This is a genomic window from Sphingobacterium sp. R2, from assembly GCF_040760075.1.
Taxonomy (GTDB): Bacteria; Bacteroidota; Bacteroidia; order Sphingobacteriales; family Sphingobacteriaceae; genus Sphingobacterium.
This window is the reverse complement of the sequence record NZ_CP142884.1, coordinates 5,026,432-5,042,953: the sequence shown is the minus strand read 5'-3', so window position 1 is coordinate 5,042,953 and position 16,522 is coordinate 5,026,432. Positions and strand designations below refer to the sequence as shown.

At 42.9% G+C, this 16,522-nt stretch carries 14 protein-coding genes; 10 read left to right on the top strand and 4 right to left on the bottom strand.

Annotation, left to right across the window (positions count from 1 at the left end; translation table 11 throughout):
* Positions 1 to 128: 128 nt before the first annotated feature.
* The 4 genes from VXM68_RS21040 to VXM68_RS21025 are packed head-to-tail and all read left to right on the top strand — an operon-like array spanning position 129 to position 6,615.
* A complete protein-coding gene (locus VXM68_RS21040; protein ID WP_367209922.1) occupies positions 129 to 497 on the top strand; it encodes a hypothetical protein in 369 nt (122 codons plus the stop codon).
* Between the two features lies 1 nt (position 498).
* On the top strand, positions 499 to 1,980 hold the full coding sequence (locus VXM68_RS21035; protein WP_367209921.1) for a TlpA family protein disulfide reductase: 1,482 nt from the start codon (positions 499 to 501) through the stop codon (positions 1,978 to 1,980).
* 6 nt (positions 1,981 to 1,986) lie between these two features.
* Positions 1,987 to 5,208, top strand: coding sequence for a SusC/RagA family TonB-linked outer membrane protein (locus VXM68_RS21030; RefSeq protein ID WP_367209920.1), 3,222 nt, complete (start codon positions 1,987 to 1,989; stop codon positions 5,206 to 5,208).
* A gap of 42 nt (positions 5,209 to 5,250) precedes the next feature.
* Positions 5,251 to 6,615 carry a RagB/SusD family nutrient uptake outer membrane protein gene (locus tag VXM68_RS21025; RefSeq protein WP_367209919.1) on the top strand — a complete coding sequence of 455 codons (1,365 nt, stop codon included), beginning with the start codon at positions 5,251 to 5,253 and terminating at the stop codon, positions 6,613 to 6,615.
* A 60-nt stretch (positions 6,616 to 6,675) separates the two neighbouring features.
* Here the strand turns inward: VXM68_RS21025 and VXM68_RS21020 are convergent, their stop codons facing one another.
* The 3 genes from VXM68_RS21020 to VXM68_RS21010 all read right to left on the bottom strand — a co-directional run bounded on the left by VXM68_RS21020 (position 6,676) and on the right by VXM68_RS21010 (position 9,070).
* Positions 6,676 to 7,011, bottom strand: coding sequence for a hypothetical protein (locus VXM68_RS21020; RefSeq protein WP_312365289.1), 336 nt, complete (start codon positions 7,009 to 7,011; stop codon positions 6,676 to 6,678).
* Positions 7,012 to 7,179: 168 nt separating this feature from the next.
* Positions 7,180 to 8,055, bottom strand: a complete 876-nt coding sequence (locus VXM68_RS21015; RefSeq protein WP_367209918.1) for a hypothetical protein — start codon at positions 8,053 to 8,055, stop codon at positions 7,180 to 7,182.
* 25 nt (positions 8,056 to 8,080) lie between these two features.
* Complete coding sequence (locus VXM68_RS21010; RefSeq protein ID WP_367209917.1) at positions 8,081 to 9,070, bottom strand: helix-turn-helix domain-containing protein; 990 nt, start codon at positions 9,068 to 9,070, stop codon at positions 8,081 to 8,083.
* A gap of 628 nt (positions 9,071 to 9,698) precedes the next feature.
* On the opposite strand from VXM68_RS21010, the gene VXM68_RS21005 reads away from it, so the two are divergent.
* The 6 genes from VXM68_RS21005 (at position 9,699) to VXM68_RS20980 (ending at position 13,476) form a co-directional block, all read left to right on the top strand.
* Positions 9,699 to 10,442, top strand: a complete 744-nt coding sequence (locus tag VXM68_RS21005) for a LytR/AlgR family response regulator transcription factor (protein WP_367209916.1) — start codon at positions 9,699 to 9,701, stop codon at positions 10,440 to 10,442.
* A 49-nt stretch (positions 10,443 to 10,491) separates the two neighbouring features.
* Positions 10,492 to 10,779 (top strand): helix-turn-helix domain-containing protein, encoded by a 288-nt coding sequence (locus VXM68_RS21000; protein ID WP_293954278.1) that lies wholly within the window; start codon positions 10,492 to 10,494, stop codon positions 10,777 to 10,779.
* A 592-nt stretch (positions 10,780 to 11,371) separates the two neighbouring features.
* Positions 11,372 to 12,013: a DUF6266 family protein gene (locus VXM68_RS20995; protein WP_293954280.1), complete on the top strand. Its 642-nt coding sequence runs from the start codon at positions 11,372 to 11,374 to the stop codon at positions 12,011 to 12,013.
* A gap of 91 nt (positions 12,014 to 12,104) precedes the next feature.
* A complete protein-coding gene (locus tag VXM68_RS20990) occupies positions 12,105 to 12,491 on the top strand; it encodes a hypothetical protein (protein WP_367209915.1) in 387 nt (128 codons plus the stop codon).
* Positions 12,410 to 13,024, top strand: coding sequence for a CHAP domain-containing protein (locus tag VXM68_RS20985; RefSeq protein ID WP_367209914.1), 615 nt, complete (start codon positions 12,410 to 12,412; stop codon positions 13,022 to 13,024). Before VXM68_RS20990 ends, VXM68_RS20985 begins: the two co-directional genes overlap by 82 nt.
* Positions 13,025 to 13,035: 11 nt before the next feature.
* Complete coding sequence (locus tag VXM68_RS20980; RefSeq protein WP_367209913.1) at positions 13,036 to 13,476, top strand: hypothetical protein; 441 nt, start codon at positions 13,036 to 13,038, stop codon at positions 13,474 to 13,476.
* Between the two features lie 182 nt (positions 13,477 to 13,658).
* Here the strand turns inward: VXM68_RS20980 and VXM68_RS20975 are convergent, their stop codons facing one another.
* Entirely contained in the window at positions 13,659 to 16,505 is a 2,847-nt protein-coding gene (locus VXM68_RS20975) for a M16 family metallopeptidase (RefSeq protein ID WP_367209912.1), read from the bottom strand.
* Positions 16,506 to 16,522 lie beyond the last annotated feature (17 nt).

Here is a 16,522-nt window from a genome sequence, read left to right as displayed (position 1 = left end):
CTCATTCAAAAGAATTCTAGCTCCCCCAATTAATCAATTTTATTACACGTGGCTTATGGCCCGAAAAAGTAGCTGATTCAGTCGGCCTGGAATAGCTATGCCCTAAGCTTGCGATTAAAAATCTAAAAATGAGATCCCATTATGCTCACCTAGTCCTCCTTGATATGGTGATTTACGAAACCCATCGATCAGGATATGATCCTGTTAAAGATGTTCAATACTTTTGGGAGCAATACCCCTTGAGCACAATTCATGGATATATTGTTGCTTTACACCCAGATACGAGCGACAAGGAAAATATGGAGAGGAATCCACAGTTGTCTGAATTCTCCCTGGATCTTCTCCGCACATTGATAGCCTACTGCATCATCCATACCCATAAAATGGATCTTGGCAAGGTATCTATCTCATCGGAGGTGAACCAAGAAGTGATAGAGACTTCTAAGGTCATTTCCGATTTCTTCCAGCGTGTATCCCAATCCAATACCAATCCCTAAAATGATGAAAAAATTAAAACTACAATCCAATAGCGGCGCAATGCTGCATATCCAAATGCTAAGGATTAAGGTACTTGTGATGTTATACCTTCTAGTTTTTCAATCCTATTTAATTTGCTTTTTAAAGGCATTGAAGAATACAACAATTCTTCTGACATGCATTGCTGTATTTCATATGTTTAGTTTATCAGCTCAGACGCCCCGCAAGGACAGCGGGGCTGATGGGCTTTTTATTAAACCGCTGAAAGTAGGGGATACCATTCCAGAAGAACTTTGGAATCTTTCATTAAACGTCGCTAACCATCCGGCTGCTAGAACCAACATCTCCCTTCAAGATTACCAGCTTAAAAAATTAATTATTTTGGACTTCTGGGCCACCTGGTGCGGCCCTTGCATCAAAGGACTCAATCAGCTCGATAGTATCAAGGCAACCTTATCCAATGAGTCTATCGAATTTATACCTGTCTCAAATGAAGATGAAAAAAAGGTATTGAAAAAAATGACTGATAACCAGTGGAGATTCTTTTCTGTATATGGCGATAACAAGCTCTCTCGGTACTTCCCACATCAGGTATTGCCTCATTTGGTCTGGATCAGGGACGGGAAAGTAATGGCGATTACCGGGCATGAATATTACGATATCGCTTATTTTAAGAAAGCTTTGGCAAAGCCACTCAACCTGACGGAAAAAGTTGTCCCATTGATCTTTGATGCCAACAAATCTGCTTATGAAAATCTGGTAGAGTTTTCCACCGATAAATACCTTCATCGAAGTGTCCTGACTGAATACATCGAGGGTTTATCGGACAATGTTGTCCAACAGACGGATAATACACACCTCTACACAAATATGTCTCTGGCTACGCTTTTAGTACAGGCAAATCAGCCTGAAATTCCGATGGCAGGGCATTTAGGCCGTCTGATATTTAACTGCGCCGACTCAGTGAAAGATCGCATACTGATGCCTGCTAAAAGTTTAAATAAGATCGAACGTGCCATTTGGCTACGTGAAAATGGATATTGCTATGCCATAGAAAAGAGATCGAATAAGGGGACGGAATCTATAAAAAGGCAGATGATTGACGATATCAATGGGCTTCTAATGCATAAATGGAACGTCAAAGCTATGGTAAAGCCGACAAAAGTATCTGTATGGGCACTGAAAAGGATTGCCAAGGTGAATAAACTAAAATATCTAGGTAATGACAAGCCCAAAATATGGGATGATAATACACTTATATATTATAGAAATGTGGAGATCGCTGACCTGATATCCAATTTAAATTACATCAATCCTGATCTGGGTATTCCCATAGTCGATAATACTCAAATAGATTTCCCGATAGATATACAGATGACCATCGATCGGGATCTAGCACGCAATCTGAAAGCGCTAAATTCAGATTTGGCTAGCTATGGATTGAAACTCGTACGTAGTCAGGCTACCTTAAATATGCTTGTATTTGAAAATTTAAAAAGATAGTATTTTATGAAAACTATAATTTGCATACTGTGTATGCTGCTGATAAACTTTGGTCGCAGCTATGCACAGTCAAAACATCAAATTCGGATACTTTCTGAAACTGATCATAGGCCTATTGCGCATGCCACAATGGATCTTTTGAATGCTAAGACTTCTTTAAAGGCTGATGAAAATGGTGCCATCACGCTGACACTAAAAGATTCCTTGCATGTCATTGTTCGCTCAATGGGTTTCAGATCAAAAACGCTTTGGCTATCATCAGCGATTAATACGATCCATTTAACTGAAAATAATACCATGCTCGACGAGGTGACTGTGAATACGGGGTATCAGTCTTTTCGAAAAAGTAAGGTACCGGGTTCTTTTGTGGTTATCGATAGTGCATTGCTGAATCGAGCTATCGGTACTGACGTCATCGCAAGGCTAGAAGGGGTAACATCGGGGCTGCTATTTGACCGAAGAATGGATAATATTCCTGTCTCCCAGCCGACATCACTTGTCGCGAACGGTAAACCTCTAAACCTCAATGTGAGGGGACTGAGTACAATTGAATCGGATATGGCTCCGCTGATTGTACTCGACAATTTTCCTTATGAAGGTGACCTAGCCAGTATCAATCCCAATGATGTGGAGAGCATTACAGTTCTGAAGGATGCTTCGGCGTCGGCCATTTGGGGTGCAAGAGCTGGAAATGGGGTTATTGTCATCACAACGAAAAAAGGACGTTATAATCAAGGGAATGCTATTTCCTTTTCGGCCAATCTCTCTTATAGCCCCAAGCCCGACCTGTTTAAAAATCAGAATTATTTGGCATCACGCTGGTTTATTGATGTGGAGCGGTTGCTATTTGATCAGGGTTTTTATAATACGGCACCGTCCAACCTCAATGCGCTAAGCCCTGTGGTTGAATACCTGCAACAAGCAAAGGACAAAGGCATAGATCCGAATGAAGTAGCTGCACAACTGGATAAATGGGCTGAATTGGATGTACGCAATGATTATGAGAAATATTTCTATCGTAACCGGATCAATCAACAGTATAGCCTTGGGATGAATGGTGGTACGGAGAGATTTAAGTATGTGGTATCGGGTGGCTTTGATAAAAACTTGGCTGATGTGCGTGGAAATGGCTATCAACGGATTACTCTGCGGGCGATGAATAACATTAAGTTGACCAAGGATTTGGAGTTTTCTACAGAAATAAATTTGATAAAGAGTCTCTCGGAGAACAATGGGCTGGAATATGGGGCAATACAGCAGGTTACGGGCAAACAATTATATCCTTATGCGCAGTTTGCGGATAGGGACGGGAATGCCCTATCTATTATCAAAAACTATAGGCCCTTTGTCACCGAAAATGCGCTAAAGGAGGGCTTGCTGGACTGGGAGTACCGTCCATTGGATGAATTAAATCTAGTGAAAAATCAACTAGAAAATAACACCATCAGATGGAATGCGGGGCTGCGGTATCGGATCTTTACGCCATTATCACTCGATCTCAATTATCAGTACCAAAAGCTGGATGATAATGGGCGGATAGATTATGATAAAGATAGCTATTATGTCCGTAACTATGTCAATACCTACACGCAAGCAGATGGTACCCGGATCTATCCCTACGGAAACGAGCTTCGGGATACGTATGACCGTACGGTTTCGCATGCTTATCGGGCTCAGCTTAATTATAGCCAAAAGTGGAATGATCATGCCCTGACAGCGATAACGGGTCTGGATGTGAGACAATCCCGTATGACCCGTAATTTTTCAACCTTGTATGGGTTTGATCCGGATGTGGTCAGTTCGGTTACGCGACTGGATTTTGTTAACCGATACCCTACACGCCCGCGGGGTACAACAAGCCTGCTGCCTGCACCGCCCTCCGGAATGTTGGATTATTTGGACCGCTTTGTCTCTTATTACGCCAATGCGACCTATTCTTACCTTGATCGCTACACGCTTAATGCCAGTATCCGTAAAGACGAGTCAAACTTGTTTGGTGTCTCGACCAATCAGCGTGGAGTTCCCTTATGGTCGGTGGGAGGGCTATGGGAGATCGATAAGGAGCATTTTTATCGTCTTTCCTGGTTGCCTTCACTTCGCCTGCGTGCATCTTATGGTGAAAGTGGCAATGTCAATAAATCGGTATCGACCTTTACGACCGTGTCTTATGCCAATAATTCAACTACGGGATTATTACAAGGCACGATATCAAGCCCGGCAAACCCTTCGCTGCGCTGGGAAAAGGTGAAACAGACGAATCTAGGGCTTGATGTTTCGTTTCTTGAAAATAGGGTCAGTCTAAATGTTGATTACTATCAAAAGAAGTCTTCCGATCTGATCGGGCAGGTGGCCATAGATCCTACATTAGGCTATTTTATGGGCAGCAATCCGGCCATGAAAACCAACTATGCCGCAATGGAAACAAAGGGGGCGGATATTAAATTGAATACACGTAATCTCACAGGTAGAGTTAAATGGAATTCGGAACTGCTCCTATCTTTTGTACGCGATAAAGTCACGGATTTCAAAACAACAAATACCAATCTTGCTACTTATTTTACAACTTATAGCCCCCCGATTTTGGGCAGGCCACGCTATGGTCTATACAGTTTTGCATGGGAAGGATTGGAGCCGAGCACGGGTGACCCGCTAGTGAACTATAACAATACGATTGGTAAGGAATATACAGCCTATATAAATTCGTTAGGCTTGGATGATCTTATTTACCATGGCCCACAGAGCGCTCCGGTGTTCGGGAGCTTGAGAAATAGTTTTTCTTATGATCAATTTTCCTTTAGTTTCAATCTGACATTTAAGATGGGTTATTACTTCCGCAGGAATTCAATCAATTATTACAACCTTTTTTACAATGGAGCCGGTCATCAGGATTATGAGAAAAGATGGCAGCAGCCTGGTGATGAACTAATCAGCCAAATCCCTTCTTTTCCCAAGCAGTTCAATGATATCAATCGTGCGCTAATCTTTGAACGGTCGCCCGAGCTGGTCGAAAAAGGTGATCATATACGGCTGCAGGATATACAATTGGGCTATGATTTTAGCGGTAAACAATTAAATCGGTTTGGTATTCGCTCATTGCGCTTCAATATGTACTGCGCCAATTTGGGAATCTTATGGCGTAAAAATAAACAGGGTCTAGATCCTGATTATCCGACCACGGTCATTCTTGCCCGACCAAGTTATTCTTTTGGACTGCAGGCAAATTTTTAATAAACCCGAATAGATGTTTTATAATAAAATAAATAGATAAACATGAAATTTCTAACAACCATATGCTTTCTGGTGATAGCTAGTCTCTTTTTATTACTATCCTGCAAGAAAGATTTTCTAGATGCGAAGTACGATAAACGGAAAAATGTACCCTCGACCGTGAAAGATTATCAGGCGCTATTGGATAACGCATCGGTATTAAATGCGGGGCAACCGATTATGGGGGAATATGCAGGTGATGATTATGAAATACTTTTTCCACGTTGGCAGAATCTCACGAACCTCTATAAGTATACATATATTTGGTCCGATGAATTGGAGGTCATAAACGACGAATTTGTGGACTGGACAGAGGGATTCCGTAAGATATATATTGCCAATGTAGTACTGGATGGCCTGTCGTATTTAAATCAGAACAAGGTAAACGTAGCTGAGCGTAATGATTTTGATAATGCCAAAGGCGGAGCTTTATTCTACCGCGGATCGTGCTACTACCAGCTGGCGCAGGAGTTTTGCAAGCAATACGAGCCACAATTGGCTGAAGCCGATCTCGGTCTGCCGATTAGATTGACTTCGGATCTGAATATCCATGTAGATCGAAGTACATTGTCGGCTACTTACAAGCAGATGCTTGACGATCTGCATGCAGCGGCTGTATTGTTGCCGGCTACTGTTTCGGTAAAAACCCGGCCTTCAAAAGCCGCAGCTTATGCGATGCTTGCCAAAGTGTATCTACAAATGGGAGATTACGCTAATAGCTTTAAATACGCAGATTTATGTCTTAATTTGCAGCATGAATTACAGGATTTAAATGAATTAAACTTGACGGCAAGTTTTCCATTTGCCATGTTTAACAAGGAGGTGATTTTTCACGCTACGCTCTATTCCTCCGCAGGGATGACGCAAAGTAATGCGCTCGTCTCGGAAGAATTATATCAACAGTACGAAAATGATGACCTACGGAAGATTGCTTATTTTAAGATTTCTGGCGATAGATATACGTTTAAAGGGTCGTTTGCTGGAAGCGCCATACTTTTTGGAGGTATCACTACTGCTGAGCTGTTTTTAATCCGTGCCGAATCTAATGTGAGGCTTAAAAATATTGCTGCGGGAAAAACGGATCTGCTTAATGTATTAACGAATCGGTATCGAAATAATAACATTGTACTCGGTTTAGATGATCAGCAACAGTTATTGGCGAAGATTAAAGAGGAACGAAGGAAGGAATTAGTATTCAGAGGGATCCGATGGAGTGACATCAGAAGGTATAACATCCTTGATAAAGATAATATCAAAATTGTTCGTACTTTGGATGCACAGGTCTTTGAATTGCAGCCTATGGATAAACGTTTTGTTTTTCCATTTCCGAAAGCAGCGATTGATTTAGGAGGATATGAAAATAACTAAACTAAAAAATCAGCCTAGTAAAATTTACTAGGCTGAATTGCAGATATTCGTTATAAAATCTTATTGTTCATCTTTATAACGTTTGTTACTATTATCTGCATCATTTGGGGATGAAATGTCCGGATTGCCCATGCCATCTACTTGTTCGTCCGTAAGCCCAACAGCACAAAGTGTCGTAGGAATTGTGCTTGTACATTGAAGCTGTGGTAATCCATCTTCACCAGTAGGAATGGCAGAACCAAAGTTTCCGGATGGAGTCACCTCGAACCAATGAAGGTCAGCAAGTTTGTTGGTTTCTTCCTTTTTTAAGCCTGCTGACATTAACACTAAAGCAATCGCTCCTGCGGTAGCGCCTCCTCCCAGAAGAGACAATACCATTTTTTTAATTTTTTTCATACATCGTATGTTTAGTTTGGTTTGTAAATATTTGCTTCCAATTCATCGTATCGGTAGCAGTAAAGTTTTTTTGCTTGAAAAACTTTACAACACTAAATTACTACCTGATCTCACCCTCGCGTTAGGCCAAACTTGATTGATCGATAGGCCAAGTTTGATAAGGGCAATTTATAGATAGCCTTGATATTCGGTCAATAAATAAGGATATCCCTTTGGAAATTCACCATAGGTATGGAGGTAGGCGAGCACGATGGGGCACACTTCGCGCAGGTTAAACATTTCGATGATGGTCGGTAGGTCGAGCGGATCAATCGTCGAGCTATCGTAGGTACGGAGTATAGCATTGATATCTGCTTTAACCGATTCACGCCGCTGCTCTTTTTCATGGGAGTCGAGGTTACTGAATAATAGTTCTTGATATACGTTTTGAAGATCGACAACTTGTAAAATCTCATTGTGCCAATAATCGAGCTGAAAGCCATGTTTTAGCAAAATCCGAAATAATACCTCCAGACAATAGTGCAGTTCCATCGCCTCCATGTAGGGCGGCGAAAAGGTAAATACCATCAAATTCGCCCAGTTTTTATCAATTTCTCCATTCTCATGCGCCAATTGGATCACCAGATCTTCCATTGTCATTTCATCGAAATAATACATGTCGCCGTCATGATTTCGATAGAGGTTACTGACAAAAGTGATTTCAGTGAGCATGCAGGAAATTAAGTAAAATAGCTCTAAGTAATCGTAGCCAATCGGTGGAAAGCAGATGTATAAATAATCATCAAGGCTTAATTTTTCTTCGGGCTGATCCACATGCGCGCTAACATTAGAGGAGGAGTCTGTCTCCCATACACTTGCGCTATCACTTTCCAGATAACAGTCATAAAATAGCTGCCGGCTGTCCATGAGTTCCTGATGAAAGCTGCTTTCCTCCCAACCGCCAGGCGCCAACAGGCTCATCAGCTGCGGCAAAGCATCGTAAGCGTCTTGAAGGATGGCATGGGTAGTATTAACATCCAGTGTTTTTCTTTCTATAAAATTCATAAGAAAGTCGATTTAGTTTGATTTTTTATCGCGTATTTTGTTCGAGTTTTTGTTTAAACAGAGCGCTCGTCAAACCGGTCATCTTTTTAATAAATCGGTTCATTTCGCTCGGGCCACTAAATCCGACTTCATGAGCAGTAGTGCCCAGCTTATCGTGCTCCACAATAAGCTGCTCAATATAATCGAGAAGCAGCAGGTTGCGGTAGTCCTTCATACGGATACCGTAAAATTTGTGGAATTCGCGGCTGAGCTGTTGCGCGTCTGTCAGAAACACTGCAGCTACTTCTTTGATCAGCGCTTGAGCACCGCGCTGCAGGATCATAATATCCAGTAGCTGTCGGCAACGCACTGCAAGATGATTGTTTATGTCAGTGTCACCCAGAAGCTTGAACCGGCTTAGATCGATCAGAAAAATCAGATGTTTGAGGAGAATATGCTCGTTGTTGAGCGTATTGGGGTTGAGTATGCTGAAGAGGATACACAGGTATTTGACAGTAATGGGGCCCACACGAAAACCCACACTTTTGAGCGAAGTTGTTGACCCCTCTTTTTTTGCCTGAACCAGGTGTTTGAGAAATGAAAATTGTTGAATGGCCGGCGGCCTGAACATACCGGCATCCACAACAAAGCCAACCAGTATATGATGGCCTGTAGGTAAATGTAAACGATAATGGCCTGCCGCAACGTAAAAATAAGTCCCCTGAGAGGGAGACAGCTCGAAACGGAATGCCTGATCCAGCCTTTCCCCACAAATCTGCACCTCGTCCAATAGCGGATAGATGACATGAAGATCGTGCATGTAAACCTCAATCGTCAGATCGGTCGACTCGTTGATCCAGTACTCGTATGCGTAGAGATAGGCATATCGGCCGTCAAAAGTTTGTTCGCTGATCTGATTGTGTATGGATTGCCAATGCCTCTCCTTGGCATGGCGAATGGGGTAACTTAATGGATGTGGAGGATCATCAACGCGCTTATATTCTTTACTGAATACAATTTTGAAGGTTTTTTTCATCTACTAACAACTAGTTATTATATGATTTTATGAAGATCTACTGTAAAGACCAAATAAAATGGTACATAACGGTATTTTTCATGCAAATAACCAAAGTGTAGGGTAGATGACATTTTCAGATTGCACCTGACAGATTTATGCTGTCGTTGTCTTGCAGTTGACCATTTGTACTGTATGTACATTTTTTTTTGAAATCATTTTTCTTTGACGACATCTTTGTTGCCATTGGATCCAATAGAGAGTTTTAAAATTTCTGGCCGGGGAAGGTACAGCCCAAGGCCAGAAAATGGTTCAACAAACGATACGATGAAATGGAGTCAACATGTGATTAAATGTGAAGAGGTATAGATATGCAGCCCTATACCGAATAGGGAGTGTGCTTTTGCGAAAAAAATCACTCCCTTAATTAACCAATTGATGTCAGCTATGTGAAGAACATACGTAACCGAAAAAAACATGGTATTTTCAGCGGCAATCCTGTAATTTTCTGTTTGTCGTAATTTCACCTTCCTGTTTTGAGTCTCAATTAATAATATTTTTGTTTATATTGAAATTAAATAAATATTTTAGGTAAATTTATTTTTCTAAACCTTTTTAAATTATAAAACCTTTGTTTTAATGAAATCGCATGGATAAGTTAAATTATAGACTATTGATCGTTGATGATAATCTAGACTCGTTGGTGTATATTTTAATGTCATTGAAGGAACTTCCTTTTATCAATGACGACATAAAAATTGTTCAAAAGCCCATAGAAGCCCTCAACTACCTAAAAGAAAATGAGGTCGATGTGTTGATGCTAGGTATGGATCTTGGCGATAAGGAGATTGATGGGATCAAATTGGCCAGTTTGATCCCCAATCCTCCTGTCATGGTTGCCTGTTCAGCACATACAGATTATGTATTTAAGGCAAATGAGGCTGGTTTTTACACCTATTTCAGTAAAAAGATCAGTTTCAATGTATTGAAGGCCAAAATGGAAGATGTGGTCGAAAAGGTGGATAAGAAATTGCAGGAACAAAGTAGAGAAGTGAAAAGTTTAACGATGAAAGATCTCAATAACGATACGATTCAAATAGACGTTGACCAGATTTTTTATGCGCAAGTAGACAACGATATAATCGATATTTATTTGGAAAAAGATAAGTATCAAGTTAAAGGAAGCTTAGGAGGACTGCAGGCTAACCTTCCAGCAGCCATGTTTGCCCGCCCCCGGATAAATACCTTGGTCAATCTTTCCAAAATTGACCTCTTGCGTTCAGGTGAACTTCATTTTGTCAAACCAAGAAATGGTTTCCCTATTACGGTGACCCGCTCTTATAAAGATAATTTTCGGCATCAATATGAAGTCTATAGACAGAATAATAAATAAAAACCGGTAGGGCTGCGCCATTTCATGGCATCAATCAATGCAATAATTTATGTTACAATTGAATGAAATCGTACAATTGCTGCGAGAAATTAACGACAAGCTGTCCTGCACAGCCTACCAAATCATGCCAAATGAAGGAACGCAGATAGGCTGGAATGTGGACGAACTTATGACTCGTATGGCTGTGGTATCACGCCTCGGGATCTCCGAACGTACGTACAACCGCTGGGTAAAATCGGGAGTACTCAAACCCATTTGCCTGGGCAACAAGCATTATTACCGCGAACAGGACCTCCAGGATGCGATTAAGCGAAGCATAAATCGAGGTATGATCTAACATTGTTTTCTAAGGCTGATCTTTGGGAAAAGATTGGCCTTTTTTATTATGAGTGCACGAAGTGAACCAAGCTAGTCGCTGCTTCCTCTTTGGGATTACGTTGGGATTAGACCGCCCCTCGGTTGCCTATTCTATGGTATTTCTCTGTTATCTGTTTGCTTACCCTATACCATTTCCTTGCTTATTCTTTGCCATTTGTTTGCTTATTCATTGGTCTTTCTTTGCTGTTTGGTTGCTGTTTCTTTGCCTATTGCTTGCCTATAGTTAGCTTTTTTACGGCAACTTACAAGCCATTACCTGGCCTTAATGCTAACTAATTAACCTACAAATGGTCTCAAATTAACCTCAAGCAGGTAAATAACGATCAATTCAAAAGCAGGCGAGTCTGTATGAAGATCGCTCGAAAAGCACAACGTTTTCCATCAAAATCTGGATTTGATGTCGTGGGAAATGGCATTTTCAGTCAAGTGGCGTCAGATGGCGCCATAAAGCAAATTCCTTTCATACACCGCTTTACCTTAGTACCATGATATCAAAGTAGTGGCTGCCTGCAGCGCCACTTTAGGGTTTAACAATTTAAAAAAATAATAACATGGCAAGATTTGTAAAAGGGATTCACGGATCCTATAGCGGAAAAGTTGGGAATGTCGTCGGAAGTTCATGGCGAGGAATAGATTATGTACGTTCGTTACCAAAAAAGAGTAGCAAGGCTTCGTCAGAAGCGCAGCTGGCACAGCGGATGAAGTTTGGGATGACGACCAGTTTTCTCAAGTCCATCAAAGATATCCTGATGCTTGGGTTTTCAGACAGCAAGCTAAGGAACAAAACAGGCTATAATGCGGCCTTTCAACAGCTGATCAATCATGCTTTTCGGGGCAACTACCCGGATTTTACGATAGACTTCGCGGCAGTCAAAATTGCCAGTGGCAGTCTGGCAGCTTTGGTTGGCTTAGTTGTAGGTGAGGTGGCGCCTCGGGTGCTAAACCTGACCTGGGATCCGATCAACAATCGTTTTAATGCCTTTGATGACGATCAGGTGCTGGTCATTCTGTACGATGAAGCGGACAACCTCTTTTTTGCATATGAAGGTGCGACGAGATCGGACGCAGCGATAGATATCGTGCTGCCGGATAGCTATACAGGAAAGAAAATAGTGGGCTGGTCTTTTAATATCCATCGGGATGGGCTGATCACTTCAACGAGCCAATATTTAGGGGAGTTTGTGTTGAACTAGCTGCATCTGCATCAAGGGAGGCTGTTCTTTTAAGAGCACCTCCCTTTCATCCTAAATCCCATTTACTATTAACAAATTAAAAACAAAATAAATGGAATCCATACAAAAACAACTGGTCTCGGATATCGAGGATATCTATTGGCCGCTAACAGGAAGACAGGTGCTTGGCATTGTACTGGTAGGTCTCCTCATATTTTTTATTTCAGCAGGGCTTTTGCTACAGGCGATCGATCCCACAGCGGGAATATTGGATCTTGGTGTTCTCTGCGTGCTGCTCTTTGCCGTATTGGCTGGCGCGGTGGCTATTTATTGCTGCTGCTGGCTCCAGGAAATACTGTGGCAGCCTTTTAAGTTTTTCCGTCAGGAATTTAGTTTTCACTTTAATCAATTGACATCATGGCAACAATGCATTATCTATTTTTCGGTTTTCTTTCTGTCGTTGTTCTCGTTCTTAGCCGTTTTGGCAATACTGCTGTAGGCGGCCATATACTGACAGGCAACAATGCTAAGCCCCTAGGCACCGCTTCCGCAGTGGTGCATGGAAATGACAAATCAGTAAAATGCTGCGCCAGCACGGGTGTACGCGAACGCATTGTCGATATTGCGGTAAACGAAATTGGTGTGCAGGAAGCCAGAGGCAATAACGATGGCATACGGGTCGAGGAATACCTAGCGTATACTGGTCTTGGAAAGGGCCATGCCTGGTGTGCGGCTTTTGTCTCCTGGTGTTATGGCCAGGCGGGCCTTGCTGTTCCGCGCAATGCCTGGAGTCCGGCACTTTTTCCGTTGGCGCGTAGGTATAAGGCCCCGCAGATCAACCCTGGGACTGTCCGCCAGGCAGATCTTTTCGCGATCTATAGCTCCAGCCACCAACGTATCAACCATGTGGGGATTGTGCGAAAAAAGGAGGGTAATTGGATCGTGACTGTGGAAGGGAATGTGGACAATCGTGTGTTGTGCAAGCGGCGTCCTTTGGCTACCATTTATACTTTTTCAAATTGGCTGGATTAAGGGGAGGGGATATGGAAACGTATATGTACAAACGGTTATTTTTTTCTATAGTCTTCTTGTTATTTTGTTCCTGTAAACTTTATCAAAGCGAGCGGAAAGAAGCTCTGCGGGAAGAACAAACGCAGTCAAAATACAAGCAGCAACTCGATATTTGGTACAGCGGACAGAGAGATAGCCAATCGCGGCATTGGCTTTTTTTGACGGATAGCAGTTTTCGCTTTCATCCCGATAGTGGTTTGATCGGTCAAAAGGGGCAGTTGGCCATGCTGGAATCTCAGGTAAAGATAAGTAATAAGCAGGGGGCTTCTACAAACAGCAGCGCTAGCCGCGTAAAAACGCTGCAGCAGCAAAGCACAGAAAAATGGAGCGCATGGGCATTCCCCAATCTTTGGCTCATCGGATTGCTATTAGTGGCATTTGCATTGGTCTGGAAATTTCGAAGCTTTTCTTAAAACATGATGTTGCTTGCAATCATCGATGGGCAAACATAAATTCCGGGGATAGACAATTTATTTTTTAGGCCAATCAAGAGTTTTGGTCAGTACACAAGAAAGCCGCAAAGAATATACATCTTTGCGGCTTTCTTGTGTTCAGTGCTTATGACAATAAAGCGATGTCAATAGCCCTTCTGTATTTATTTTTTTACTTCTGGAAGCTGAACGATCTTGATGACGTTTTGATCACTGATATAGCGTTTCGCAACCGCTTTAACTAGCGCTGGGGTCAGCTGATCGCGCAACGATGCACGTTCAAAAATGCGGTGCATATCATCGCCATTATACAGGTTGCTGTACAGGTAATTCGACCAGAAATCATTTGTTTTTAGTGCGGATTCGTAGTTTAGCTTGTCATTCGTTTTGAATTTGTCGAGATTGGCAACAGAAGGTCCTGCAGTCTTTAATTTCTCAATTTCCTCAAGCGAATACTTCGCTAGTTTGTCCGCGTTGGCCACCGAACAGCTAAAAGCTACCGTAAGGGTATAACGGGCATCAGGCAGCTTGCTATAATCCATCTGGATCGATGGCGAATACACACCGCCTTCTTCTTCACGTAGCCGTTCCAACAAACGGATATCCAAAACTTCCCGAAAGGCCTGCAAAGCCATGTTATTGGCTTCACTATAGTCATATGGGCCCGAAAGAACAAGATAGACCATCGCTTTATCTTCTTTGCTCAGCGCCAGCTTTTTCTCGATCTTCCCCGCAGGGATATGAATGTTTAAATCACGGTAAGCAGGTGCCTTCGACGAGATGCTGGGTAATCCGCCAATATACTTGGCAAGCAACGGTTTTATTTTTTCAATGTCAAAGCTGCCAACAAAAGCAAAATTGTAGCCCGAAGCATTGGCAAAACGTTCTTTGTAGATGTCCAAAGCACGCTGCGGATTGATCTGATTGATCTTCTCCATGGTTAACCCCGTGCGACGAACATTATTGCCCGACAGGATAGCCATGACCGAGTCTTGGAATACAGCGTCGCCATTCTTATCGCGGTCTTTAAGCCCGTCTTTGGCATTGGCCAAGATACCCGCAACAATAGCGGTATCTAGGCGAGGCTCTGTAAAGTAGCCGTACATCATCTGCAGGGCAAGTTCCAGGTCTTTGTTGTTGGCATAGCCGCTCACGCCCTGGGCAGTCTCACTGATAAAGGGGGATGCCGAGGCCGTTCGTCCGGCTAATGATTTTTCAAATTGTTCGGCTGTATAGTTGCCCAGCCCGCTGGCAGCAATGAGGCCAACGGCATTGGTGGCGCTCTGAAAATCTCGATCATCGTAAAGTGATGTTCCGCCATAGGAATATCCTTGAAAGGTGATCTGATTGTTTTGGTAGTTGGTCGGTTTTAAGAGTACCCGGACGTCGTTGCTCAACGTCAAGGTCGTGGTTCCTAACCTGCTGTCTTTTTCTTCTTTAACAATTGTACCAGATTGAGCTTCCCGTTTGAGCAGTGGCAGATCGCTTGTTTCTTCGGTGAAGGCCGTCTGTTTTTCTTTGGACAAGGTAGCGATCCAACTGTTGATATCCGCCTCTTTCGGCAGATTTGCTTTATCCGCTTCAGGTGCAGTCACAATAATATCGCGGTTGCTATCGGTTAGATACTGTTGCAAGAGCTGCTGGATGTCCGAAAGGCTGACCGCCGGAAGCATTTCGCGCGTCAGTTTCATCTCATGATCGATACCCGGAGAGGCTACCCCGTTCAGAAAATGCTGAATATATTCCTGTACATATTGTTCGGAGGCAATCTTGTCCTTTTCTTCGAGCATATTTTCCATTTGGTTCATATAGGTATCCTTGGCGCGTTGCAGTTCTGCGGCCGTAAAGCCATATTGTTTCGCCCGCAAAAGTTCACGCCATACAGCGTCAAAACCTTCTTTCAGACGACCTGGTTTGGCCGTGAGTTCGATCTGAAATACATCTAGTCCACCCATAAAGCCACCCAATGATGCGCCACCGCTCAAAAAGGGCGGATTCGCTATGCGAAATAATGGACTATATCGCCCTGCCATCATGGTGTTAAACAAGGTCTTGATCAGGTTGTGCTTATAGTCGGCGAGGTTCTCTAATTTACGTTCAGGGTGTTTGATGCTGATATTGATGGATGTTGCGGTAATTTCAGGATCCGTCACCACCATAAATTGATTTTTGCCCTGCAGTGGAATGTGGTATGTTTTTCGAGCTGTTGGCTGCAAAGGATTTTTGAGCAATGAAAACTGTTTTTTCAGCGTTCGCTCGGTCTGGTCGACATCGATATCACCGACGACAATAACGGCTTGGAGGTTGGGGCGGTACCAGCTTTTATAAAAATGCTCAATTTCCTCATAAGGGAAATGTTGAATGACTTCTTCGGTACCAATTGGAATGCGCTGTGCGTACAGGGAATGATTGAGCGCAACGGGTAAAGTCTTGTCCTGGATGCGCTCGCCCAGGCTCTTGCCGGCACGTTTTTCTTCCAATATCACGCCACGCTCTTTGTCGATTTCACGATGGGTCAGACTGATACCCTGCGCCCAGTCTTGAAGAATCTGAAAGCCGTTGCCAACAAGTTTGCTATCATTGGATGGCAGCTGCAGTTGGTAAACAGTTTCATTGAAGCTGGTATACGCGTTGATATCGGCTCCAAAGCTGATCCCATTTTTTTGCAGGTAGTCAACCAGGCTGTTGTCGGGATAGTGCGTCGTGCCATTGAAGGCCATATGCTCCAGAAAATGCGCCAGCCCACGCTGCTTTTCGTTCTCCAGGATAGATCCGACCTTGTTGACCAGATACATATAAACACGTTCTTGAGGTTCGGTATTCTTGCGGATATAATAGGTGAGTCCATTGGGCAGTTTACCATAACGGACACTTTTGTCAAAAGGTAAAGCGGTGGTATCGGCTTCGTGTTTTGCCCATACGATTTCCGTCGCTCCCGGGGTGCTGCTGCTATGGGCAAGCACCGGACTAAAACCTAACAGCGAAAGGTAGAGCAGTTTTTTTAAATGCATATAATTGTGATAAAATT